The sequence below is a fragment of the Staphylococcus massiliensis genome (assembly GCF_043186315.1).
Lineage (GTDB): Bacteria > Bacillota > Bacilli > Staphylococcales > Staphylococcaceae > Staphylococcus > Staphylococcus massiliensis.
The window spans coordinates 557219-581367 of the sequence record NZ_CP171119.1; the positions used below are offsets into that span (position 1 = coordinate 557219).

A 24149-nucleotide genomic window follows, 5' to 3' on the forward strand; every position below is an offset into this window, starting at 1 on the left:
TGAAAAGCGCTTTCACGCACTGCAATTCTAAGTCGAATCAATGCAAGTCACCCTTAAATTCTTGTATTTCAGAATGAAAACGGCACATTGTGAAAAATTGAACTTATACTATACGTAGTAAAAGAAACACGGGAGGTCGTTAAAATGAAAGGAAAGGAAGTTAAAGTATATAGCTTTTTACATCAAGCATTAGTCATTGCTTTAGTCTTATTTGTTTCAAAGATCATTGAATCATTTATGCCAATTCCAATGCCAGCATCAGTTATCGGGCTTGTATTGTTATTTATCTTATTATGCACAGGCATTGTAAAACTAGGGGAAGTCGAATCAGTCGGCACAGCCTTAACAAACAACATCGGGTTCCTGTTCGTTCCAGCAGGTATCTCAGTCGTAAACTCACTTGGTGTTTTAAGTAGAAGTCCATTCTTAATCATTTTACTTATCATTATTTCTACAATTTTATTATTAATATGTACAGGTTATGTATCACAATTTATGATGCTTTTCACGAAATCAAAGACAAAATCTGAAAAACCAGCTCAATCTAAACGTAAAACGAATATGAAAGGAGTGCACTCTCATGGCTGATCACTTAGCGATTAATACACCATATTTCGGTATTCTGTTATCGGTAATTCCATTTATCATTGCGACAGTATTATTTAAGAAGACGAACGGTTTCTTCTTATTCGCGCCATTATTCGTCACAATGGTCGTTGGCGTCATGTTCCTATACTTCACAGGCATCCCTTATGAGAAGTATAAAATCGGTGGCGACATCATCTATTTCTTCTTAGAACCAGCAACAATTTGCTTCGCTATTCCACTTTATAAGAAACGTGATGTGTTGAAGAAGCATTGGCATCGTATACTAGGTGGTATAGGCATTGGTACTGTAGTTGCACTCGTTGGTATCTTCTTTGTAGCAAAGGCACTTCAATTTGGTGACGACATCATTGCGTCAATGTTACCTCAGGCTGCGACAACAGCTATCGCACTACCTGTATCTGAAGGCATCGACGGTATCAAAGAACTAACATCACTCGCAGTTATATTGAATGGTGTGATTATCTACGCACTTGGTAACCAATTATTAAAACTTTTTCATATTAAGAACCCAATCGCACGAGGCCTTGCTTTAGGTACAAGTGGTCACGCACTTGGTGTCACTGCAGCAAAAGACCTAGGCCAAGTCGAAGAATCAATGGCAAGTATTTCACTTGTAATCGTAGGTGTTATCGTAGTAGCGGTAGTACCAATACTTACAACAATATTCTTCTAGATGTTATATAGATATAGGAAAAACCGACTCGTTGGAGTCGGTTTTTTAGTGACTTAATTGATTTTGAATCAGATGTCCCACTTATATGTGTCTACAACCTCTTTAATTAGTAGTTTTGATCTTCTGTCGATATCTTCTATAGTCCATGTATTCTTATCATCAATAGATTCATCTTCACTTACTATAGAATCATTAAGATATAATCTTGTTTTTAAGCCTGTTTCCTCGTTAGTTTTAGGATCTCTATAATCTCTCTTATCTTCAAACGCTTTAGCACTCATCTCAGAGTTGTAACCAGTTAAGGTTAAATTACCAATTCTATGCACATTTTCATCCACTAATATTTTAACTCGGTCATCATTATTGGTTTGTTTAGAAAGCTCTTTTTTCCAATTTTTACGCTTATCAGCTGATTGTGGCATGATATGTTCTAAGGTCCATATATACTACCCTTTGTCATTTATACTATTTAAATTTTCTGGGTTTTGCTTGTTAAAGAAGTTACCATGCTTTCTCTCTAAGGTTGTTAGAATTAGTCTTGTAGTATTCTTAGAAGTTATATAGATAGATCCATCAAGAGCTACCTTAAATTCTTCATCTGTAGCAGCTATACTCTTAAATATCTTTTTAATTTCTTTGATATCTTTAAGATCAATATTATCTTTTTCGCGTAATAATCTTACACTTTGAATTGCTTTGGCTCTAATATTAGATGCCTTAGGTTTTAAGATTATATTTCTTCTAACATAATAAGTAATTAAAAAGTCTAGGAAATTCGAAATCAAGCTTGTTGTAATTTTCTTATATAATAATTTGTTCAAAAAGAAAAATATGATTGGATAAGCTTGAGTTGATTCAAGTTTATCTAAATCAAAAAGCTTTTGTTGAATATCATCGTCTAAATTTAAAATATCAATCGTCTCAATTTTACCATTCATGTTTGAAAATACTTTTGCTTTCTTAATAAGGTTATCTATATACTCATAACCTTCGTCGTGAAATATTCTCTCATACAACTTTAGGGCGGTATTTTGTGTAATTGAACCGTTCTTCTGTGATTCAAAAGTATCATAATTGTTAAGTAAAAACTGAGTAACGACGTTAGTAATAGGTTCTTCATTATCGTTGTGGAAAATAGATATTAATTCTTCCCACTTAGAAACTGATTCCTCTTGACTAATTTGACCGTCAGCCTCTTTTAGGTAAAAAGATTTAAATAAGTCTAAAAGAGTTAGTGGTAATCCCTTAGCGTTGAAGGAGGTAAATACTGTAAACCCTTCATTTAAATTAGGAACTGTTATTAAAAGGATTTCAGCATGATTTAATTTATCGTAAAATTCTATTAATTTTTCAACACCCTCTAATAAATCTTTTCTATTAAGGTTAGACAACTCAGTCTCACCTAGAAAATTCGTTTTAATAAGGTTTTTAACGAAATCATATCTTTTACCAAAAACTTTATTTTTATGCGGTTTAGCTAATTGATCATTTTTAAATACTCTTTTTTGAATATCAGCTAATATTTCTTTATCTGGTGATAAAAGGTGCATAGGTGAACCACTATTTTTACTATAAATTTTATCGTAGGTATGAACTCTACAACTAGAAATTTTATGAGCAATATTGTCATTAGCACTTAGGTTGGCAACTTCTAAAATTGCAGACAAATTATCATAGATAGCTAAAAAGATTAAGTTAATTGTAGTTAGCCTCTGTTGACCGTCCACAACATCAAAACTATAATTTCCTTCTTCTGTAATGATTACATTTCCTAAATAGTAACCTTTAGGTTGCTCATTGATATCTTTGACCATTGTTTCGATATTTTCTTCTCTCCAAGAATAATTTCTCTGATAAATAGGGATATTGTACTTGTAGTTCATCTCAATAGAAAAAATGGCCGATACAGGATTCTTCTCAGGGTTTAAATCCAACTTTAACAACCACCTTATTTATATTGTTAAGTGTATTATATACTTATTAACTCTTTAGATCTAATAATATAAAGTAGTATATATGATATTTAAATAATTAAGTATTTTATAAGCGTATTTTTATATTTACCTTTTAAATTGAGGTGATTTAAATTTAGGAAATATTACACATACCCCCCATCCTCTTAACTTTTTCATCTTTTAGAAATCCAATCATATAAATGTTGAAAAGTATTCACAAATTTTGTGAAATTTATCACATAACCCGTGTTATACTAAATGTGAAATGATTAACAAACCGAAATGGAGATGAAAGTACGATGTTAGAAACTAAAACTAATCGTATGGAAGCTTGGAAAGGATTTATTAAAGGACGTTGGGAGAAACGCGTTGATGTAAGGGAATTTATTCAATTAAACTATTCGCAATATGATGGGGACGAATCTTTCTTAGAGAGCCCTACGAAAGCGACTTCTAAATTATGGGGTCAAGTTATGCAATTAACTAAAGAAGAACGTGACCGCGGTGGCATGTGGGATATGGATACGAAAGTACCTTCTACAATTGTGTCACATGACGCAGGTTATCTAGATAAGGATCTTGAACAAATCGTTGGTGTTCAAACTGACAAACCGTTTAAACGTTCTATGCAGCCTTTTGGCGGTATTCGTATGGCGAAAGCGGCATGTGAAGCTTACGGCTATGAATTAGATGATGAGACTGAACGCATTTTCACAGATTATCGCAAGACACATAACCAAGGTGTATTCGATGCATACTCTAAAGAAATGTTAGCTTGTCGTAAAGCGGGTATCATTACAGGTTTACCAGATGCTTATGGTCGTGGCCGTATTATCGGTGACTACCGTCGTGTAGCACTATATGGTATCGATTTCTTAATGGAACAGAAGTTTAATGACTTCCATTCTATGTCTTCTAAAATGTCTGAAGATGTTATTCGTCAACGTGAAGAACTGTCTGAACAGTATCGCGCTTTAAAAGAACTTAAAGAACTTGGTGAAACTTACGGATTTGATTTAAGCCGACCAGCTACAAACTTTAAAGAAGCGGTTCAATGGTTATACATTGCGTACTTAGCTGCGATTAAAGAACAAAATGGTGCAGCAATGAGTTTAGGACGTACATCAACATTCTTAGATATCTATGCAGAACGTGACTTAAAGGCAGGGCTTTTAACGGAGAGAGACGTTCAAGAAATTATTGACCACTTTATTATGAAGTTACGTATCGTGAAATTCGCGCGTACGCCTGAATATAATGAACTGTTCTCTGGAGACCCAACGTGGGTAACTGAATCTATTGGTGGTGTTGGTATTGATGGCCGACCGCTTGTTACGAAGAACTCATTCCGATTCTTACACTCACTTGATAATTTAGGTCCAGCACCTGAGCCAAACTTAACGGTTCTTTGGTCAAATCACTTGCCTGAGAACTTTAAAACATATTGTGCGAAGATGAGTATTAAGACAAGTTCAATTCAATATGAGAATGATGACTTAATGCGTGAAAGCTATGGCGATGACTATGGTATCGCATGCTGTGTATCTGCGATGAAGATTGGTAAACAAATGCAGTTCTTCGGTGCGCGTGCGAACTTAGCGAAGACGTTATTATATGCGATTAATGGCGGTAAAGATGAGAAATCTGGTAAGCAAGTAGGACCGAACTTTGAAGGTGTTCAATCCGAAGTTTTAGATTACGACGAAGTATACGTGAAGTTTGATAAGATGATGGACTGGCTTGCAGGTGTTTATATTAACGCGCTAAACGTGATTCACTACATGCATGATAAATACAGCTATGAACGTATTGAAATGGCGTTACACGATACAGACGTGATTCGTACAATGGCTACAGGTATCGCAGGTTTATCAGTAGTAGCTGACTCTTTATCAGCGATTAAACATGCGAAGGTTAAGCCTATCCGCAATGAGGAAGGTCTTGTGACAGACTTTGAAATTGAAGGTGACTTCCCTAAATATGGTAACAATGACCAACGTGTAGATGAGCTTGCAGTTGAAGTAGTAGAACGTTTCATGAACAAACTACGTACGCACAAAACTTACCGTAACTCTGAGCACACAATGAGTGTCTTAACAATTACGTCTAACGTCGTTTATGGTAAGAAGACGGGTAATACGCCAGATGGACGTAAAGCTGGCGAGCCTTTTGCACCGGGAGCGAACCCAATGCATGGTCGTGACCAGAAGGGTGCGTTATCATCACTCACTTCTGTCGCGAAATTACCATATGATTGCTGTAAAGACGGTATTTCAAACACATTCAGCATTGTGCCTAAATCTCTAGGAAAAGAACCGGAAGATCAACATAAGAATTTAACTAGTATGCTTGATGGTTATGCAATGCAACACGGCCATCACTTAAATATTAACGTATTCAATAGAGAAACACTTCTTGATGCGATGGAACATCCTGAAGAATATCCGCAACTGACAATTCGTGTATCAGGCTATGCGGTAAACTTTATTAAACTGACACGTGAACAACAATTAGATGTCATTTCACGTACATTCCATGAACAAATGTAGATAAATAGAAGGTGAGGATTTATGTTAAAAGGGCACTTACATTCCGTAGAAAGTTTAGGAACTGTTGATGGACCTGGATTAAGATATATATTATTTACGCAAGGATGCTTATTACGATGTTTATATTGCCATAACCCTGATACGTGGGAGATCAATCGTCCTTCACGCGAAGTAACGGTTGATGAGATGGTTGATGAAATTCTACCGTTTAAACCTTATTTCGATGCGTCAGGCGGTGGCGTAACGGTTAGTGGCGGAGAACCTTTATTACAGGCGCCATTCTTAACTGAGTTATTCAAGGCTTTGAAAGCGCGTGGTATTCATACTTGTATTGATACGTCATTAGGTTGCGCGAATGATTCAGTAGCGTTTACGCATCACTTTGAGGCATTGATGGAACAAACAGATTTATGTTTAGTAGATATTAAACACATCGACTTTGATAAACATCTAGAATTAACTGGCAAACCGAATACACACATCTTAAAATTTATAAAACGTTTAGATGAATTGAAACAACCTATTTGGATTCGCCACGTGCTTGTTCCAGGTTATACAGATGATCCAGAGGACTTAAAGCGACTTGGTGCCTTTATTAACGAACTCGATAATGTCGAGAAATTTGAAATCTTACCTTATCATCAACTTGGTGTTCATAAATGGAAATCCTTAGGTCAAACCTATCATTTAGAGGACGTAGAGCCTCCCGATGAGGAAGCGGTAGCTCGCGCATATGAATTAGTAAACTTTAAAGGGTTAGTACCAGCTTCATAACCCAGGAAATAACGCACCCCTTTGCCGTAGCGTAATGTGCTATGACAAAGGGGTGTTTTGCTTAAAAAATAGCAATAAGACATAAAAAATAACCATCTCTTTACTAAAACTTTGGTAGAGTTTAAAGAAATGGTTATTAACTATGGTTTTAAACAAGCCACCGTCTTTTTAACGGGCTCATAAGGACGACGCTTAAGTAGTGTCGTCCTTCCTATTTATATTATAATACTCATTTTAAAGCAAGTCTATAATATTGTTATAAAATATTAAAAATATACGTAATTCGTGTCATGTTAATAAACAACATCGACAAAGCTTAAACCTTATATAAAAGCATAACGTTATTAAGACTCTAGTGTTTACAAGCCACTTTATAACGAGCCATCGTGATAACAATCAACAACACCTTCTAAATAAACGATACAATGATGGTCCTTCACAGCCAATTTTATATACTGCAATACGCCCTGAAAACTAAACTACCGCCGCTTAAGCAAGCGACGGCATGATATTGATTTACCTCTTATTCAAGTGATTCTGCGATAACGTCATACAATGCGTCATCAACAACTATTTCTACATTTGGGTGCTGATGTAAGATTGAAGCGGGCAAGTCCTCAGTGACACGCCCAGTGAGTAACTTACTAACGATATCTGCCTTATTACGACCAAATGCAACTAACATAATTCGCTTAGCTCGCATAATAGATTGAATGCCCATTGAAATGGCTTGTTTCGGCATCGCTTCATAGCTTTCAAAATGTTTACGGTTTGATCTTAAAGTTGTATCGGATAAATCGACGACGCGTGTCACGCTATCGAAAGGTGTACCTGGCTCGTTGAAACCGATATGCCCATTCATACCGATACCTAATAGTTGTATATCTACTGGTCCTGCGTCATCTAGTGCTTGCTCATATTGGCTTGCTTCAGCAACTAAGTCATGAGCGCGGCCATTGGGTAGGTGAATGTTGTTATGATTCCAAGACAATGAAGGTAAAAATAAGTGCTTGTTCATATAAGCGTAATAGCTTTGTGGATCATTCTCCGACAGCCCTACATACTCATCTAAATTAAACGTTTTAACGGTACTTAAATCAACCTTTGACGCGCTAAGTAATTGGCGTAAAGCTTGATACACATCAAGCATCGTATCCCCTGTGGCAAGTCCGAGAACGGACTGAGGTCGCGTCTCTATCAATGTGTGCATTTCACTCGCAATGTAAGCACTTGCGGTAGTACGACTGTCAAAATGACGTATGTTCATATATGTTAAATCCTACTTCCCTTCGTTATTTACAGCGTCGACAAAGCGTTTCGCAATTTGTTGTGGTCGTGTAATTGCACCACCAACGACAGTGCGTGTGATACCTAGGTTCGTTACGGTCTGATACATATCAGGTGTTAAAATATTGCCTTCTGCGATGATAGACGTTTCAACGCGGTCGATAAGGGCTTTTAAAAAGGAAAAGTTGTCCTCATATAAAACATGTCCCTTTGTATAAGGTGTGTAGCCATATAGCGTCGTGCCAATGTAATCGAATCCTAGTTCGTCAGCTTTAATTGCTTCTTCAATTGTCGAAATGTCTGCCATAATTTCTACGTGAGGTGCTGTCTTTCGGATATACGACACGATTTCAGATAATGTTTCTTTAGGTCTCGCTTGATGTGTCGCGTCTAAAGCGATCACGTCACATTGACTTTCAATTAACTCATCTACCTCTTTCAAAGTGGCTGTTATGAATACGTTCGAATTATCATAATCGCGTTTCACGATGCCGATAATTGGTAAGTCTACTGTCTGTCTAATTTCTAATATATCTGCTTTAGAATTCGCACGTATCCCCACTGCGCCTGCTTCACGCGCGGCTAAAGCCATTCGAGACATTATGAATGACGAGTGTAATGGCTCATCCGGCAAAGCTTGGCAAGATACGATTAATCCATGTGGCAACATCAATTAATCCTCCGTCTCTTAGTTAAAATTAAATATAAGTTGTGTGTGATTAACTACAATATACCACTAAGAAAATAATTATCAATATAAAATATAGAAGTGAAAAATATTTTCATGTATACTAACCTTAATTCATGATTAAAGGGGCGCTCTATATGAAATTTGCGAATCGGGTTCAACGCTATCAACACTTGTTTACAAAGACGGATAGGAAGATTGTTCAATTTATTCAGGACAACGGCTATGATGATGCGTTTTCTAGTATCAGTTCACTCGCTTATATCATTGGCACATCTCCTGCGACAATTACGCGGTTTAGCAATAAGTTACACTATCTGAACTTTCAAGATATGAAATTTAGCCTACAACAAGAAATGACGGAGCAAACAATAGAGAATAGTCCGCTTATCCAAAAGATGCATAAGTATCATCAGAACATTATTCAACAAACGGGTGAGTTTCTCTCTAATGAAAAGGTCAATCAGTTTGTAAAGCACTTACAAGTGAGTAAACAAATCAATTACGCAGGACTCGGGAGTTCAGGATTGTCTGCGACAGAGTTTTACTATCGAACGAGCCGCATGGGATTAAATGGTTCTGTATCAACGGATGCGCACCAAATGATTATATCGGCGTCATTGCTTTCTTCTTCTGATACGTTTGTTGCGATATCAAATAGTGGGCGCACGAAAGAATTAATCGCGGCGGCTAAGGTGGCGCATGAACAAGGAGCGACTGTTGTTGTAATTACGAATTACGAAGGTAGCCCGCTTACGGAATGTGCAGATTTAGTATTAATTACATCGGATCAGTCGCGCATAAGAGATGCACAATTTGTGAATAGCCAAATTGCGACGATGTTTCTTATCGATATCGTGAGTTATCTTCTCTTAGAAGACGATTATTTAAGAAAGGTTTACTTACACACGAAAGACGTTATTCTAGATTCTGTCGAAGCCCCTGATAAATAGGGTTACCTTATTCAGATAAATTCGAAATGGCACCGAATAGCGCTGCGTCGTTTTTAGAACGTGTCGTTTTAAGCGGTGCGATATCATAGTCTTGTGGCAAGTAATGATGCACTTTAGGGCGAATATATTTGAGTAAGTGCTCACCTTGAGAGGATATACCGCCTCCAATTAGAATTAAGCTAGGATCATAGATGATTTGAATTTGCGCAATACCTTCAGCGACGTATTTACTCCATGTATTTAATATGTCGTTCGCTTTGACGTCGCCAGCTTGAGCACGTTCGAATAACTTTGGCACGTTCGTTTCATATTCAAAGTCCTTTTCAATCATAAGGTCTTTAAGCGCTGAAGTCGAAGCACGCATTTCATAAGTTGTGTCGTCTTCACTTCGATATAAGAGATAACCAATTTCGTTCGCACGGCTTTGTGACCCTGTATAAATGCCCGTCGCATGATTATAGAAGGCGCCGCCTATCCCTGTACCGAGTGTCAGGCAGAAGATATTGTCCTCATTATATGGATGCAACATCAGTTCACCGCGTAACGCAGCGTTCACGTCGTTATAAACACAGAGTTCTGAGCAAATGTCATCTAAGTGCGATTTGAAATTCGTGCCGTTAAAATTTTGAATTGTAGGCCCAGTGAGAATGACTTCGCACGTAGCTTCATCTATAACACCCGCACTTGAAATCCCAACTTTAACATCCTGTAAGTGATATTGAGCACGAAACTTTAGAATGATGTCGCGAACGCTATCCACAATTAACGTCGACACATTATCAGGTGTTGCGACCTTCACATAATCAATAATTTCAACCTTATCCTTTATCACAGCCCCTTTGATGTACGTTCCACCAATATCTATCGCAATCGCCAACATTTCCACAACCTCCTATGTATTATCACTACAAATTCTACATCGTGTTTCCCGTAAATACTATGCATTTACATGCACTTTTTTAACAACGAGCGCCCAATTTTGAAAAAGATTTTCAACAAATTAGTGTCTTTTTGATGAATATTTTCATAAAAGTATTGTACACCATTTTGAAAGCGTTTACAATTTAAGTTAGATATAGTTGATGTGTGATAAATATTATAAATCCTCATTTTAAACAAAAGTACATAAAATATGCATCTAGGTTTTTAATGAGTAAATGGGGGGATTCAGACCATGCATTCAAATTTAAAAGGTCTATACGCAGCATTACTAGTACCTTTCGACAAAAAAGGTGAAATCAAAGAGGAAAGTCTAATTCAAATCGCAAATAACGCGCTTGAAACAGAACAATTAGATGGCTTATACGTCAATGGGTCATCAGGTGAGAACTTTCTACTTAATAAAGAACAGAAGAAACGCATCTTTAAACTCGTGAGAGAAAATGTTTCGGAAGACGCGAATTTAATCGCTCAAATCGGTGCGCTCGATATTAATGAAGCGATAGAGCTAGGACAATACGCGACGGAACTTGGTTACGACGCGATTTCGGCAGTGACACCATTCTATTATCCTTTTACATTTGAAGAAATTAAAAATTATTATTTCGACTTAGTAGATGCTATCGATAACAATTTAATCATCTATTCGATTCCTGGCTTAACGGGTGTAGATATTTCAATAGAACAATTTCGTGAATTATTCGAGCATGAACAAATTATCGGTGTGAAATATACGTCACCTAATTTCTTCCTATTAGAACGTTTACGTGTGGCTTTTCCTGACAAACTCATCTTTTCAGGATTCGATGAAATGCTGACGCAAGCTTTAGTATCAGGCGTAGACGGCGCGATAGGATCGACATACAACGTTAACGGTCGCTTAGCGAGAAAGGTTGTAAATCACATAAATGCGGGTAATATTACAGAAGCCTATCTAGTACAACACCAAATGAACGACATGATCGAAGATATTCTTGCGATGGGCATTTATCCAACTTTAAAGGAAATCTTGAAGCTACGCGGCATTGATAGTGGTCTGCCAAAGCAACCATTCTTACCATTTAATGAGAATTATAGAGAAGCGTTAAATGAACTCGTTAGCCGCATCGATGCATAGCACTTAGCGTAAAACTTTATAACTAAAGGGGATGTTATTTATGCAGCATATCGGTTTTGGCATGTGGAACTGGATAGCAATCATTTCATATTTACTCGTCATGTTATTAATCGGATTGTACTTTTCAAAGCGTGCCGGGAAGGATACAGATGCTTTCTTCACGGCTAGTGGTCGCCTACCATCGTGGGCAGTCGGTTTCTCAATTTATGCGACAACTTTAAGTGCGATCACGTTTATGTCCACGCCTGAAAAGGCCTTTCTAACAGACTGGACATACATAGCTGGTAACATTTCAATCATTGCGATTGTACCAATTTTAATCCATTACTACGTGCCATTTTTCAAAAAGTTAAAGGTCACTTCGGCATACGAATATTTAGAAGCGAGATTCAGCCCAGTAGTGCGCTTACTCGGTTCACTCTTCTTTATCGTCTTTCACCTAGGACGTGTCGCAATCGTTATTTACTTACCGACACTTGCGATTACATCCGTATCTGATATTAACCCATTTGTAGTAGCGAGTTTAGTGGGTATCTTATGTATCATTTACACATTCTTAGGTGGCTTTGAAGGTGTTGTATGGAGCGACTTCATTCAAGGGGTCATCTTACTAGGCGGTGCCATCTTTATTATCATTCTTGGTATTATGAAGATTGATGGCGGCTGGGATACGCTCGTTACAGATGCGATTTCAAATAAGAAATTAATTAGCGCTGACAACTGGAAATTTAGTGCGGCAGCTGCAGCGATTCCAATTATCTTCTTAGGTAACGTCTTTAACAGCTTGCAACAATATACCGCGAGCCAAGACGTTGTGCAACGTTATCAAGCATCCGATTCTCAGAAAGAAACGAATAAATCGCTTTGGACAAACGGTATCTTAGCGATGATTTCAGCACCTATATTCTTTGGTATGGGTACAATGCTTTACTCATTCTATCAGCATGCGGACGCATTACCGAAAGACTTCAATACATCAGCAATCGTGCCATATTTCATCTTGATGGAAATGCCACCATTTGTAGCTGGATTATTAATTGCGGCTATCTTTGCGGCAGCGCAATCAACCATTTCATCAAGTCTCAACTCGATTTCAGCGTGTATTTCCGTTGATATTAAGCAACGCTTCTTTGGAAAAGCCAATGATAAAAAAGAAGTTCAATTTGCGAGATTAACGATTATCTTAGCTGGTTTATTAGGTTTCGGCGCTTCAATGTACTTAATTGCGAACGATTCAAATAGTATCTGGGACTTATTCTTATTAATTACTGGACTATTCGGTGTACCTTTAGCTGGTATCTTCGCAGTAGTTATCTTTACGAAACGCGCGAATACTGTGGGTGTTATATCTGGTTTAGTATTAGGTATCATCCTCACTTATATCCTGAAAACAAGCGGTTTCGGTGGCGCAGGATCACCATTCCTTGTTTCAATCGCGTCATTCTTAGTGTCATTCGTGGCAGGTTACTTTATCAGTTTAATCGTTCCTAAGCAAAAGGACATCACGGGTCTTACGATTTATGAGAAAGATGTACCAACCAACTACGTGAGAAAAGAAATTAAGAAGATTTAGGTTTTAAATACATGTTATATATGAGCTTCAAAATGTCTTTATTGAGTGAGACATTTTGAAGCTTTTTTGTTATAGAAGTAGGGGTTAGATGGGTAAAGGTTAATATAAGAAGGTGATGTTATGGCTAATGAAGCGGAAGCGCTATGGCGCTATCATAAATATGTTGTGATGATGCATGGTTATGAACATTATAACCATATTAAGGAATGCATGAAGTCACATGTTTCATATGAAACTTTAGAAGAAGAAATTTTTAAAATATATAAACAACATGATATTAATAAAGGTGCTTTATTAAATACGTTTAGTCATTTGTGGGGTTACTTTAAGAAGTACGCAACAAATGAAGAAAAAGATACCTATATGTCATTATATGGGGCTTTTCAAAAGGATGAAGCGAGCGACAAAGAACTGATTGATTATATTAGGAATTTAGTTCAAAAGTACGATCAAAAGTATTTAAAACAATCTTATATCATGCAGTTCAATGGTTAATGTTTCTAATCATTTGTAAATGGCAAAATATGTAATGAGGTGATTATAATGAATAAAGAACAAGTTGAAAAACGTATGCAAGAGATTCTAGAGGCATCTAAAGTAGGTGTTATGTCTACTTCTTACAACGATGTACCTAACAGTAGATACATGGTTTTCTATCACGATGGTTTAACACTATATACTAAAACGAGCGATAAAACGATGAAGATTGAAGAAATTGAGCATAATCCTGTTACGCACGTTTTATTAGGTTATAACGAAACGGACAATAATAGCTTCTTAGAAATTTATGCGGATATTGAAATTAAAAAAGATCAAGAAACAATTGATAAGTTATGGGAAACGCAAGATAAAAGTTTCTTCGATTCTTCAAAAGACCCAGATTTAGTAGTTTTAAAACTTACACCTAAAAAAGCTAAAATTATGAATGATGATGAAGTCGATTCTCCAGTTGAAATCGATCTATAAGTCACATGCAGATATTTAGAGTTCATGAAGACCATATGATAAGCGCACGATATCTCGATAATCGTCGTTTATCGAAACAAGTTCTAGAGCTATATCAAATCATTCGAACGTGTTTAAAGGCTTTAGATTTAATTGAAGGTAAGAAAGGCTACTTAAATCATCCCATTGTGCAGCACGTGTATCACGATGGGAAGCCTTATATCATCGATACCTTTGAAATGTTAAAAGCAATGAATATTGAGCACATGAGACGCGGCGGTATGCGTTCCGACGCGTTTAAACAGGATTTAAGTGAGCTAGAGCGACTCATTGTTCATTATGATAAAGAGAATTATTTTAGCCGAGAACCGTTGCCACCATTTTATTGTTATCAAGACGATCGCGTGTATGGCGAAGCGGTTTACGAGAAGTATATCACGTTGCTTCATGAAAAGTGGTGCAATGACAAAATTTCACCAAGGTGTAATATTAAGAAAGTCCTTTGATTGCTAGTTTCAGCATCGAAGGGCTTTTTTAATGCCAGGATTAAGGTTATTTAAGATGGATTTAAGCTAATTATGATGATTGAAATGATAAGTTTTAAATATAAAGCAAATTTCAAAAGGGTGAATAAACGTGATTCATACACTAATTGTGTGGATTTTAACTTTCATTACTTTAGTTTTAATTCATAAAGTTGCAGTTAAAGTTATTCAAAAATTTAAAGATTAAGGGAGGTATTGTGTGGAAGTTATTTCTAGTATATTAACAGTGTTATTTTATGGGCTACTACTAGCGATTCAGTATGTCTTATCAAAAAGTGGCAATCGTTTACTTGGCTTGATCGTTCCAATCTTGCTAGTTGTTAGCGTAAGTTATATGTATCAAACCAACATGATTCGCATAGGACTCTTGCCAACTATATTAATGACGGTCGTCGGTCTATTGTTTTTATATGGTGAATGGCATCGTGCGCAAGCTCACCGTAACAATGACAATTCATAATTTAGGAAAAGCCTCGTAAGGAGATTGTCCGAACGAGGCTTTGTTATGAGATTCAATGGGCTTATGTTTAATAAGTATATTGGTTATGGCCAACTTGGCGTTCGTACTTTCTTCGATTATTAAGCATAATACCAGCGATTAACCATAAAACGCCTGCTAACGTATTGCCAAGTAGTGATATTACGCCGATGATAATTAACATTAACGAAGCTGTACGATCACTTTTACCTATTTTACGTGTTGCGATAATTCCTAGAATAAAGAAAGTGAGACTTAATATAAATATAACTGCTGCAAATCCTATAAAGAAGGTATACATCGTGTCGACTTCATAAGCCTTTATGGTAGGATCAGCATTTAAGTCGCTTTTTATGAAGGTTGGTGAAGCTAATACAAAGATAAGAAAGCCTAAAGAAAATAGTAAGGTTAAACCTTGTAGTACTGTCCCTATCCATGCAAGAACGCGTTCTTTCTTTCGGTCTGTCATTGTTGAAACTCCCTTTTTTCTTTTATTATATGTTTTAGAATTGCAAAATTCAATTCATGTGTTAAAGTTCAACAAATTCATAATGTTAATAACGATTAGATTTTAGAATTTACGTATTTCAGTGGGACTTAGATATTGTTGAACGCTATTGCTTTGGGGTTTTCTAAAAGATACATAACTCTATGAAAGACGCATAGAATTGAAAGGGCTTTTCAAAAAGGGAAATTAAGAAATTTAAGACATGTCAGTGGATGCACGATTTAATAGCGAAACGAATCTTGATTTGATTGAGGTGCTTCGTGATCGTTTGAGTCAATCGGTGTATTCGGGCTAGGTTTACGTGAGATGAGCATAATGCCAGTTATTAACCAAAGTATGCCTGCAATCGTATTCCCTAGTAGCGAAATGGCACCAATTGTAATGAATATAATGGAAGCGGGTTTGTCTTTCTTGCCCATCCATAATGTGGCCAAGATACCGAGAACGATGAAGATTACACTCGTAATGAACATAAATGTAGACATGCCTATGAAAATAGTTGAAAATTGTTCGATTTGCGTGACGTTTATATCTTCTTCGGTCATTAAAGTGGCTTCAAACAATTGTGGCGTTGAGAATGCAGTGTATAAGAGTATCGCTGAAAATAAGATAGAAAAGACTTCTAAGGCGTTCGCAATCCAAGCGAGGATACGTTCTTTAGTTCGATTAATCAATTATTTTAATTGTAATGATTGAGCTGATTTCGCACGAATTTGTTGTAATAACGCTTCGTCTTCAATTAAAGATTGACCATATGAAGGAATGATTTCTTTAAGTTTCGCGTCCCAATCGCCCATCTTTTCAGAGAAGTTACGCTCTAACACTTCTAGCGCTACTGAAACCGATGTAGAAGCTCCTGGTGATTCACCTAGTAACGCGATAACAGAATGGTCTTTAGAATTCACGACTTCAGTACCGAATTGAATGAATCCTTTACCGTATTCCTCTGTGTCTTTAATGACTTGAACACGTTTACCAGCAATTAATAAGTCCCAATCTTCATCTTTAGCGTCTGGAACAAAGCGGCGTAATTCTTGCATACGATCTTCTTTCTTCATTAAAACTTGTTGAACAGAGTATTTTAATAAAGGTACGTTTTTAACTGCTGATGATAACATTGTTAACACGTTGTTAGGGTTAACTGATTTGAATAAGTCTAGGTTAGAACCATTCTTCAAGAATTTAGGTCCGATTTCAGCAAAAGGCCCGAATAATAAACTTTCTTCATCACCTAAGAAACGGCGGTCTAAGTGAGGTACAGTCATTGGAGGTGTACCAGGTGGTTCTTTACCATAAACTTTCGCATTGTGTTGGTTAACAATTTCAGGCTTGTTACATACTAAGAATGCACCACTGATAGGGAAGCCACCTAAGTTTTTACTTTCAGGAATTTTCGTTTTTTGTAATAACGGAATTGCGTGACCGCCTGCACCGATAAAGATATAGTCAGCTACGTGATATTGAGTAGTTTTATCGATTAAATCGTGAACTGTAACTTCCCAACGACCATCGTCAAGTTGTTTGAAGTCTACAACTTCATGGCAGTAACGTACTTCAGCTTTATCGTATTCATCAAGGTTTTTCGCCATTTGACGTGTTAACTCACCGAAGTTCACGTCTGTACCGTCGTCAATTTTACTTGCTGCGACTTTAACTTGTGATGTACGTGAATTCATCATTAATGGAATCCATTTTTTCATTACTTCACGGTCTTCCGTATATTCAATGTCCTTGAACATATGGTGTTGTTTAAGCTTTTCATAACGTTTCTTAAGGAAGTCTACATTGTTGATACCTTGAACGAAACTAATATGAGGTAGTGGGTGAATAAATGATTTTGGATCTTTAATTTCTTTTTGGTCTACTAAGAATGACCAGAATTGTTTAGAAATTTCAAATTGCTCGTTAATCACTTTAGCCTTTTCCACATCAACAGAACCATCGGGTTGTTTAACTGTGTAGTTTAATTCGCATAATGCAGCGTGTCCAGTACCTGCGTTGTTACGCTCGTTTGAACTTTCAATACCAGGTTGATCAAGACGTTCGAATACTTTGATGTTCCAGTTAGGTTCAATATGTTTAAGTAAAGTACCAAACGTTGTACTTAAGACACCAGCCCCTATTAAAATAATATCTTTAGATTTAGGAGTACTCATAAGATTTCCACCTTTCAAAATAAAATACATACATTCTATTATAATATATTACCCACAAAATTCATCTAGTCATCTGATGACTTCGTTCAAAAAAATAAGTAAGTTGACAAAATGTACGCCAAAAAACCCTCTATTAAAATAGTAATCCTAAATTGTCCCGTTGTAAATCAATAAATTAAAAATAACTAAAGAAAACGTTAAAATTGTGTTAACGCTTTCAATAGCTACTTTTATTTTTCCTCAGGGTGAGATTTTGGCATCTTGAAATCGTTTATATCATGACCTTCAAGTTCGAGTAGGTAGACTTTTTTATCTATGCCACCACCATATCCTGTAAGCTCGCGATGCGCACCAACTACGCGATGACACGGTACTAAGATTGAAATCGGGTTGCGGCCCACTGCACCACCGATAGCTTGAGCGGACATTTTGGTAATGCCACGTGCCTCTGCAACGCGTTGCGCGATGGCGCCATATGTAGTCGTTTCGCCATAGGGGATGGCTTTTAAATGGTGCCACACTTCCTCTTGAAAATGAGAGCCCTGAAACTTAATCGGAATCTCTGGAAAGGTAACGTGATTGCCTCGGAAATAATCGTCTAACCACGCGGTCGTTTGTGTAATAATATCATGCTCATTCAAATCAATCTTTGTGTGATGCGACGTGTCGCATTGTTGCTCATACCAAATGCCTGTTAAATGTGTATCGTCAGCTGTTACCGTTAATGGTCCTATTGGGGACGTATAAATCGTCCAATACATAAGCGCACCATCCTTCTTGAAAGATTTGAGTTAGCTCTAGTGTACCAAATGAAGCTACGTCTTCGCTAAATTGCGAATGTATACGCTGGGGTCTACAATAAAGTTAAGACGTAATAGAGGAGCGTACTTCATGTTTATTAAAGGTTTGCGCACACATTTTGAAAAGGAAAACGCATATTGGCATAACATTCCAGCAATACGTGCACTTGATACGTTTCGATTTAGAAAGCCCGTTACGATATTTGTAGGTGAAAATGGTTCAGGTAAGTCTACGTTGATTGAGGCAATTGCGGTGAATTATGGTATGAATGCTGAAGGTGGAGGCCGAAATTTTAACTTCGCAACACGTGAAACACACGCCGGATTGCATGAAGAAATCACGTTGTCGAAATTATTCTTGCCAGAGGATACCTTCTTCCTAAGGGCTGAAGGCATGTATAATGTGGCGACGATGATAGAAGATCGGTATACAGATTCAAAGTGGAATAATTACGGTGGAAAGTCGCTTCACAAACGTTCGCACGGCGAAGCCTTCTTATCGATAATGACGCATCGCTTTGGTTCGAACGGTTTATATATTTTAGATGAACCTGAGTCTGCTTTATCGCCTATGCGTCAATTAACCATGCTACGTTTGATTGATGACCTCGTTCAAAAAGGGTGTCAATTCATTATCTCAACTCATTCACCTATTTTAATGTCATATCCTAATGCTGAAATTTATGAACTGAACGACGACGGTATCGAGCAGGTTGATTATAAAGAAACAGATCATTATATTGTGATGAAGTCGTTTTTAGAAAATCCTGATAAGATGTTGAATTATTTATTTATCGATGAGTTAGAAGAATAATTTAATTAAAGTTCATAAAAATAATTTGTTTCACTACGCCTATTTAATTATAATTATAAATAATGAGGTGAGTGGATTGAATAAACAAATTGAAACATTGGCATTAAAAGTCGCAAAGCTAACGCGTCAAACGCATGAACTTGGTATACCTGTGATGATTTTATTTGAGGGTATTCCAGCTTCAGGTAAAACGCGTTTATGTAATGAACTGTTACTAACTTTAGACGGTAAGTATAGTTCCTTCATCGCTACGAAATCGCCATCTGAAGAGGATTTAAGGTATCAATTTTTCCAAAAGTATTGGAACGGTCTTCCTAAGAAAGGTGATATTAATGTGTATTTCAGAAGTTGGTATGCGCATTATATCGATTTTAAAGAGAACCGTATTAAGGAAGACTTCTACAAAGATTATCAAACGTTACGAGAGCAAATTCACCAATTTGAAAGTATGTTAATTGCAGACAATCATGAGATTATTAAGTTTTATATAGAGATTGACGAAGAGAAGCGCTTAGAGCATATTAGAGAAATGCGTCAGAATCCGTTAACGAAGTGGAAAGCGCAAGAATACGAAGATGTCATTGAATCTAAAATTTACGAAGCGAATATGAAAGCGTTTGTTGATGAATCTCAAGATTGGGAGGTAATCGATTATACGAACCGCGAACATGCGACGCTTCTAATGTATGAACACATGATTCAACGTTTAGAGGCTGCGATTTCTCGTCATGAAAGGAAATGCACTGAAAGAAACGGACATTTCACAGAGGGCTTTTCAGATGATGCATTCGAGATGATGACGGATAAGGTGAAAAAGGATGCTTATGATCAACAAATTGATGCATTGCAATCACGTCTAACTGAGCTCCAATTTGCGTTGTATGAGCGAAAGATTCCGCTTATCATCGTGTATGAAGGTATGGATGCAGCTGGTAAAGGCGGTAATATTAAACGCCTTCGTCAAAAGCTTGATCCGACGGGATATGAGGTAAACGCGATTGGTGCGCCGACTGAAGACGAATTGAACCGTCATTATCTATGGCGCTTTGCGAAAGATATGCCTAAGTCAGGGCACATTGAGTTGTTTGACCGCAGTTGGTATGGTCGTGTGTTGGTCGAACGTGTTGAGGGCTTTGCGACTGTGGATGAATGGCAACGTGCATATGATGAGATTAATGCCTTTGAAAAAATGTGGACGGACGAGCACGCGATTATCTTAAAGTTCTTCTTAACGATTGATAAAGATGAACAATTGAAACGTTTTAACGACCGTGTTGAAAACGTTGACAAGAATTGGAAAATAACGGATGAAGATTGGCGCAACCGAGATAAATGGGCCGAGTACCAAGAAGCAAGTTTAGATATGATTCATAAAACGCATACATCTTACGCGCCGTGGCATGTGATTGCGACCAATCATAAGAAGACAGCTCGAATTAAAGTGTTGAAGCACGTAATTCGTACTTGTGAAGCTGAGTTATTTGGTGTTATACATGATTAGTTGATTTAAATAAGGAAGACACGCGAGGGCGTGTCTCAGACTGTAGACAAACTATCGTTATAGCATATAAAAAGTGTAACGGTAGTTTGTTTTTTTATGATTTTTTCGAAAATATGTATAAAATTCTTTAAAATAGAAGTCCTCACGGACTCTTATGTAAGCCACGTAGCTACTTTTTTCAAATTCATCGCAGCACAAGTAAACATCGTATCCATTGTCACCTTTCCTAAACCTCGAAAACGTGTCCATCTCATACCATGTTGCTCTTTAGCATCACCAAATCGTCTTTCTATTGTTTGGCTTCTCATTTTATATATTTTTTTAATTGAATCCATAAACCTTAAGTCTTCAACTATATCCAAATCATCTTGCCATACATGCCTTTGGATTTGTTTTTGAAACTGTTTATTTTCGGTACATTTACTCAATAATGGGCATTCACGACATGTGTCAGAACTTGACATATATAGTCTGTGTCCAGTGGGCATAGTTCTTTTGTAAGTTAAAAACTCATCATTAGGACAAATATAACTATCATAATATTCATCGTAGATGAAATCGCGATTTTTGAAGAAACCTTCTTTTCCTTTTGGCCGAGTATACGGCATCACGGGTATCATTAATTTTTCAATAAGATAGTGTGCGTTAGCTGGAGTCTTATAACCAGAATCAACTGCTACATATCTCGCCTTTAAACCTAATTTCTCCATTCTTTCTATCATAGGTTTCAATTGTGTACTATCATGGACATTTCCTGGAGTGACATGTGAATCTAAAATGAAGCCGTGTCTATCGACACATGCATGTAGCGAATAGGCAAATTGCTTTTCTCTCTCGCTCTTCACATAATAACCAGACTCTGGATCAGTTTTACTTTCTTTTATATATTTAGTTTTCACTTCCTTTTTCTTTTTTATAGGCTTTTTTCCATCGGCTTTTCTTAGAAGATTTACTTCATCATCCAATTCTTTTTGGTATGCTTTGGCTTCAATTTGAACAACTTTCTTAATATATTTATTTTTATTGGCATTGGCTTTAATATGAGTTGAATCGATAAAAATTTGCTCGGTATTAATAAGATCATTTTCAAAAGCAATTTCTAAGATGTGTTGGAAGATTTCTTCAAATACCTTATTATCATAAAATCGGCGGGTATAGTTTTTGCTAAAAGTACCGAAATGAGGGACTTTATCAAAGAATCCATAACCTAAGTACCATCGGTACGCTACATTAGTGTGAATTTCTTTTATAGTTTGTCTCATAGATTTAATACCGAATAATTTTTGAATTAGAAGGATTTTTACTAGAATTACAGGGTCTATAGAAGGTCTGCCATTATCTAAGCAGTATTTATCTTTCACTAAATCATAAACAAAGTTAAGATCTAAGACTTTTTCAACTTTACGTAACAAGTGATCATCAGGAACTAACTGAGATATTGAAATCATTTCAAATTGTTCTCTGTTATTGGAAGATTTATTTAGCATACTATCACCTCAATATCTTATTACTATTATTATACTAGAAATGGGCAAACAGGTTGTTATGTAAAATATTGAAAAATAAAAAATGCCGACAAGTCCGTAGGACTTTGTCGACAGTCTGAGACACGCGAGGGCGTGTCTTCTTTTTTAGGTTATGGGGGCTTAGCTTGAAACTTGATTAGGATTTTGTCATCAAGTTTGAAAGGCCCTGAGACTTGATTAGGGTTTCGTCATCAAGTTTGAAAGGCTCTGAGACTTGATTAGGATTTCGTCATCAAGTTTGAAAGGCCCTGAGACTTGATTAAGATTTCGTCATCAAGTTTGAAGCCCCCTGAGACTTGATTAGGGTTTCGTCATCAAGTTTGAAAGGCTCTGAGACTTGATTAGCTTTCAAACGTGATAAACCGTATACCCTCACAACCCTAGTTCCAGGCGCCAGCCCCCATTTTCCTAAAGAATTACATGTAAATTGCATACATCCCACCAAAAAATTGAAGAAATTCGCAATAAAACGAATTTCTCCAAGGGCTTTTCAAGGAGGGGCACCTGAATCGGCCCCATGAAATATCTATACTTCATAATTATAGGCATGTTCCCCGTGAAACACGTGGTCGAGGCCTTTCGACTCTTCGTGCTTAGACGTTCTAAGCTGTGTGAAGCGGCCGATTAGTGTCGCAATTAAGAAAGTCATCACGACGCTAAACGCGATGGTCGCAACTACAGCAACAACTTGAACGAACACAGGGTAGAAGCCACCGCCGAACAACAGACCGTCAACGATATCGCCGTTAACGCTATGTTGTTGGAATAAACCAGTACCAATCGCACCGATAATGCCGCCGACACCATGCAGGCCGAATGCATCAAGTGCGTCATCGTAGTTCAATAAAATCTTGAGATGCGTGATGACGTAATAACACGCCATACCGCCGACAATCCCTAAGATAATCGAACTTGTGTAGCTCACGTAACCAGCTGCAGGCGTAATCGTCACGAGACCCGCAAGCATACCTGAAAGCGTACCAATCAACGTCACTTTCTGCTTCGTCACGTATTCCAAAATAACCCAACCGAGCACGCCACAGTTTGACGCGATAAACGTATTCACCAATGAGAGTAACGAAATTTCGTTGAGACTTAAACTCGAACCAGCATTAAAACCGAACCATCCGAACCAAATCAAGATACCACCAATCAATGTTGTCATTAAGTTATGCGGCGGTTTCATATTTTGCTTGTTACGCGAACCGAGCATTAAAGCGAGAACGAGACCCGAAACGCCGGATGAAATATGTACAACCGTTCCGCCCGCGTAGTCAATTGCGCCAAGCTGATGGATCCAACCGCCACCCCAAACCCAGTGCGCCACGGGACTGTATACAAACACAACCCAAAGTACCATAAAGATGAGAAACGGTATAAACTTCATGCGCTCTGCGACAGACCCCGTTAAGATCGAGACCGCGATGGTGCAGAATGTTAATTGAAACAGCATAATTAACGAGAAGGGCACCGTCTCTGAAAAGTCCTTATGAACGTCGAAGTTCACATCGTTCAACATAAAGAATGATAAGTCACCGATTAAAGTATGACTACCGCCGAAACTAAGCGAGAATCCTAGAATAATCCAAGTCAGTGTCACGACCATAATTGCTGACATACTATGCATGGCAGTGGTCAACACGTTTTTAGACTGTACGAGCCCGCCGTAAAATAAGGCAAGTCCAGGTGTCATAATCCAAACTAATAACGTACAAAACATAAGTAAAAGTGTATCCGAAGCATTCATCGCATCATCTCC

Annotated in this window: 24 protein-coding genes; 13 read left to right on the forward strand and 11 right to left on the reverse strand. The window is 37.3% G+C overall.

The window, feature by feature from the left end; translation table 11 throughout:
- The first annotated feature begins 144 nt into the window (after positions 1-144).
- Both lrgA and lrgB read left to right on the forward strand, forming a co-directional pair.
- Positions 145-588 (forward strand): antiholin-like murein hydrolase modulator LrgA, encoded by a 444-nt coding sequence (lrgA, locus tag ACF3N8_RS02640; RefSeq protein ID WP_009383221.1) that lies wholly within the window; start codon positions 145-147, stop codon positions 586-588.
- The gene (gene lrgB, locus ACF3N8_RS02645) at positions 581-1282 is read left to right on the forward strand and encodes an antiholin-like protein LrgB (protein ID WP_009383220.1); all 702 of its coding nucleotides are present in this window, start codon (positions 581-583) and stop codon (positions 1280-1282) included. Before lrgA ends, lrgB begins: the two co-directional genes overlap by 8 nt.
- Before the next feature lie 68 nt (positions 1283-1350).
- On the opposite strand, the gene ACF3N8_RS02650 is transcribed toward lrgB, so the two are convergent.
- On the reverse strand, positions 1351-1704 hold the full coding sequence (locus ACF3N8_RS02650; RefSeq protein ID WP_009383219.1) for a DUF1524 domain-containing protein: 354 nt from the start codon (positions 1702-1704) through the stop codon (positions 1351-1353).
- Positions 1705-1728: 24 nt separating this feature from the next.
- Entirely contained in the window at positions 1729-3216 is a 1488-nt protein-coding gene (locus tag ACF3N8_RS02655; protein ID WP_238102145.1) for a DUF262 domain-containing protein, read from the reverse strand.
- A gap of 320 nt (positions 3217-3536) precedes the next feature.
- On the opposite strand from ACF3N8_RS02655, the gene pflB reads away from it, so the two are divergent.
- A complete protein-coding gene (gene pflB, locus ACF3N8_RS02660) occupies positions 3537-5786 on the forward strand; it encodes a formate C-acetyltransferase (RefSeq protein WP_009382418.1) in 2250 nt (749 codons plus the stop codon).
- A 21-nt stretch (positions 5787-5807) separates the two neighbouring features.
- Entirely contained in the window at positions 5808-6560 is a 753-nt protein-coding gene (pflA, locus tag ACF3N8_RS02665) for a pyruvate formate-lyase-activating protein (RefSeq protein ID WP_009382417.1), read from the forward strand.
- 523 nt (positions 6561-7083) lie between these two features.
- On the opposite strand, the gene nagB is transcribed toward pflA, so the two are convergent.
- Positions 7084-7827 (reverse strand): glucosamine-6-phosphate deaminase, encoded by a 744-nt coding sequence (gene nagB, locus ACF3N8_RS02670; protein WP_009382416.1) that lies wholly within the window; start codon positions 7825-7827, stop codon positions 7084-7086.
- A gap of 12 nt (positions 7828-7839) precedes the next feature.
- A complete protein-coding gene (locus tag ACF3N8_RS02675) occupies positions 7840-8517 on the reverse strand; it encodes an N-acetylmannosamine-6-phosphate 2-epimerase (RefSeq protein ID WP_238102144.1) in 678 nt (225 codons plus the stop codon).
- 155 nt (positions 8518-8672) lie between these two features.
- Here ACF3N8_RS02675 and ACF3N8_RS02680 point away from each other — a divergent pair, with 155 nt between their 5' ends.
- Positions 8673-9488, forward strand: coding sequence for a MurR/RpiR family transcriptional regulator (locus ACF3N8_RS02680; protein WP_009382414.1), 816 nt, complete (start codon positions 8673-8675; stop codon positions 9486-9488).
- 7 nt (positions 9489-9495) lie between these two features.
- Here ACF3N8_RS02680 and ACF3N8_RS02685 read toward each other — a convergent pair whose 3' ends face one another.
- A complete protein-coding gene (locus tag ACF3N8_RS02685) occupies positions 9496-10368 on the reverse strand; it encodes an ROK family protein (protein ID WP_238100948.1) in 873 nt (290 codons plus the stop codon).
- 294 nt (positions 10369-10662) lie between these two features.
- Between ACF3N8_RS02685 and ACF3N8_RS02690 the strand changes: the two genes are divergently transcribed.
- The 6 genes from ACF3N8_RS02690 (at position 10663) to ACF3N8_RS02715 (ending at position 15067) form a co-directional block, all read left to right on the forward strand.
- Positions 10663-11544: an N-acetylneuraminate lyase gene (locus tag ACF3N8_RS02690; RefSeq protein ID WP_009382412.1), complete on the forward strand. Its 882-nt coding sequence runs from the start codon at positions 10663-10665 to the stop codon at positions 11542-11544.
- A 40-nt stretch (positions 11545-11584) separates the two neighbouring features.
- Positions 11585-13117: a sodium:solute symporter gene (locus ACF3N8_RS02695; protein WP_009382411.1), complete on the forward strand. Its 1533-nt coding sequence runs from the start codon at positions 11585-11587 to the stop codon at positions 13115-13117.
- A gap of 120 nt (positions 13118-13237) precedes the next feature.
- The gene (locus tag ACF3N8_RS02700; protein ID WP_009382410.1) at positions 13238-13612 is read left to right on the forward strand and encodes a DUF1722 domain-containing protein; all 375 of its coding nucleotides are present in this window, start codon (positions 13238-13240) and stop codon (positions 13610-13612) included.
- Between the two features lie 48 nt (positions 13613-13660).
- Positions 13661-14083, forward strand: coding sequence for a pyridoxamine 5'-phosphate oxidase family protein (locus tag ACF3N8_RS02705; protein ID WP_009382409.1), 423 nt, complete (start codon positions 13661-13663; stop codon positions 14081-14083).
- A gap of 5 nt (positions 14084-14088) precedes the next feature.
- The gene (locus ACF3N8_RS02710; RefSeq protein ID WP_026048981.1) at positions 14089-14568 is read left to right on the forward strand and encodes a pyrimidine dimer DNA glycosylase/endonuclease V; all 480 of its coding nucleotides are present in this window, start codon (positions 14089-14091) and stop codon (positions 14566-14568) included.
- A gap of 238 nt (positions 14569-14806) precedes the next feature.
- The gene (locus ACF3N8_RS02715) at positions 14807-15067 is read left to right on the forward strand and encodes a hypothetical protein (RefSeq protein ID WP_009382407.1); all 261 of its coding nucleotides are present in this window, start codon (positions 14807-14809) and stop codon (positions 15065-15067) included.
- Between the two features lie 67 nt (positions 15068-15134).
- Here the strand turns inward: ACF3N8_RS02715 and ACF3N8_RS02720 are convergent, their stop codons facing one another.
- The 4 genes from ACF3N8_RS02720 to ACF3N8_RS02735 form a co-directional block, all read right to left on the reverse strand.
- Positions 15135-15554 carry a DUF4064 domain-containing protein gene (locus ACF3N8_RS02720; protein ID WP_238093995.1) on the reverse strand — a complete coding sequence of 140 codons (420 nt, stop codon included), beginning with the start codon at positions 15552-15554 and terminating at the stop codon, positions 15135-15137.
- Between the two features lie 260 nt (positions 15555-15814).
- A complete protein-coding gene (locus ACF3N8_RS02725; protein ID WP_392450196.1) occupies positions 15815-16267 on the reverse strand; it encodes a DUF4064 domain-containing protein in 453 nt (150 codons plus the stop codon).
- Complete coding sequence (gene mqo / locus ACF3N8_RS02730) at positions 16268-17749, reverse strand: malate dehydrogenase (quinone) (RefSeq protein ID WP_103370595.1); 1482 nt, start codon at positions 17747-17749, stop codon at positions 16268-16270.
- A 230-nt stretch (positions 17750-17979) separates the two neighbouring features.
- Positions 17980-18510, reverse strand: coding sequence for a methylated-DNA--[protein]-cysteine S-methyltransferase (locus ACF3N8_RS02735; RefSeq protein WP_009382403.1), 531 nt, complete (start codon positions 18508-18510; stop codon positions 17980-17982).
- 130 nt (positions 18511-18640) lie between these two features.
- Between ACF3N8_RS02735 and ACF3N8_RS02740 the strand changes: the two genes are divergently transcribed.
- Together ACF3N8_RS02740 and ACF3N8_RS02745 are read left to right on the forward strand one after the other, a co-directional pair.
- On the forward strand, positions 18641-19363 hold the full coding sequence (locus ACF3N8_RS02740) for an AAA family ATPase (RefSeq protein ID WP_009382402.1): 723 nt from the start codon (positions 18641-18643) through the stop codon (positions 19361-19363).
- Positions 19364-19439: 76 nt separating this feature from the next.
- Positions 19440-20864: a phosphate--AMP phosphotransferase gene (locus tag ACF3N8_RS02745; RefSeq protein ID WP_392450198.1), complete on the forward strand. Its 1425-nt coding sequence runs from the start codon at positions 19440-19442 to the stop codon at positions 20862-20864.
- 152 nt (positions 20865-21016) lie between these two features.
- On the opposite strand, the gene ACF3N8_RS02750 is transcribed toward ACF3N8_RS02745, so the two are convergent.
- Both ACF3N8_RS02750 and ACF3N8_RS02755 read right to left on the reverse strand, forming a co-directional pair.
- Positions 21017-22351 carry an IS1182 family transposase gene (locus tag ACF3N8_RS02750; protein ID WP_103370597.1) on the reverse strand — a complete coding sequence of 445 codons (1335 nt, stop codon included), beginning with the start codon at positions 22349-22351 and terminating at the stop codon, positions 21017-21019.
- A gap of 565 nt (positions 22352-22916) precedes the next feature.
- Complete coding sequence (locus ACF3N8_RS02755; RefSeq protein WP_009382399.1) at positions 22917-24137, reverse strand: ammonium transporter; 1221 nt, start codon at positions 24135-24137, stop codon at positions 22917-22919.
- Between the last annotated feature and the right edge of the window lie 12 nt (positions 24138-24149).

Coding starts and splice junctions, on each gene's coding strand:
- lrgA (WP_009383221.1), top strand. CDS start 145: ATGAAAGGAAAGGAAGTTAAAGTATATAGCTTTTTACATCAAGCATTA.
- lrgB (WP_009383220.1), top strand. CDS start 581: ATGGCTGATCACTTAGCGATTAATACACCATATTTCGGTATTCTGTTA.
- ACF3N8_RS02650 (WP_009383219.1), bottom strand. CDS start 1,704: ATGCCACAATCAGCTGATAAGCGTAAAAATTGGAAAAAAGAGCTTTCT.
- pflB (WP_009382418.1), top strand. CDS start 3,537: ATGTTAGAAACTAAAACTAATCGTATGGAAGCTTGGAAAGGATTTATT.
- pflA (WP_009382417.1), top strand. CDS start 5,808: ATGTTAAAAGGGCACTTACATTCCGTAGAAAGTTTAGGAACTGTTGAT.
- nagB (WP_009382416.1), bottom strand. CDS start 7,827: ATGAACATACGTCATTTTGACAGTCGTACTACCGCAAGTGCTTACATT.
- ACF3N8_RS02675 (WP_238102144.1), bottom strand. CDS start 8,517: ATGTTGCCACATGGATTAATCGTATCTTGCCAAGCTTTGCCGGATGAG.
- ACF3N8_RS02680 (WP_009382414.1), top strand. CDS start 8,673: ATGAAATTTGCGAATCGGGTTCAACGCTATCAACACTTGTTTACAAAG.
- ACF3N8_RS02685 (WP_238100948.1), bottom strand. CDS start 10,368: ATGTTGGCGATTGCGATAGATATTGGTGGAACGTACATCAAAGGGGCT.
- ACF3N8_RS02690 (WP_009382412.1), top strand. CDS start 10,663: ATGCATTCAAATTTAAAAGGTCTATACGCAGCATTACTAGTACCTTTC.
- ACF3N8_RS02695 (WP_009382411.1), top strand. CDS start 11,585: ATGCAGCATATCGGTTTTGGCATGTGGAACTGGATAGCAATCATTTCA.
- ACF3N8_RS02700 (WP_009382410.1), top strand. CDS start 13,238: ATGGCTAATGAAGCGGAAGCGCTATGGCGCTATCATAAATATGTTGTG.
- ACF3N8_RS02705 (WP_009382409.1), top strand. CDS start 13,661: ATGAATAAAGAACAAGTTGAAAAACGTATGCAAGAGATTCTAGAGGCA.
- ACF3N8_RS02710 (WP_026048981.1), top strand. CDS start 14,089: ATGCAGATATTTAGAGTTCATGAAGACCATATGATAAGCGCACGATAT.
- ACF3N8_RS02720 (WP_238093995.1), bottom strand. CDS start 15,554: ATGACAGACCGAAAGAAAGAACGCGTTCTTGCATGGATAGGGACAGTA.
- mqo (WP_103370595.1), bottom strand. CDS start 17,749: ATGAGTACTCCTAAATCTAAAGATATTATTTTAATAGGGGCTGGTGTC.
- ACF3N8_RS02735 (WP_009382403.1), bottom strand. CDS start 18,510: ATGTATTGGACGATTTATACGTCCCCAATAGGACCATTAACGGTAACA.
- ACF3N8_RS02740 (WP_009382402.1), top strand. CDS start 18,641: ATGTTTATTAAAGGTTTGCGCACACATTTTGAAAAGGAAAACGCATAT.
- ACF3N8_RS02750 (WP_103370597.1), bottom strand. CDS start 22,351: ATGCTAAATAAATCTTCCAATAACAGAGAACAATTTGAAATGATTTCA.
- ACF3N8_RS02755 (WP_009382399.1), bottom strand. CDS start 24,137: ATGAATGCTTCGGATACACTTTTACTTATGTTTTGTACGTTATTAGTT.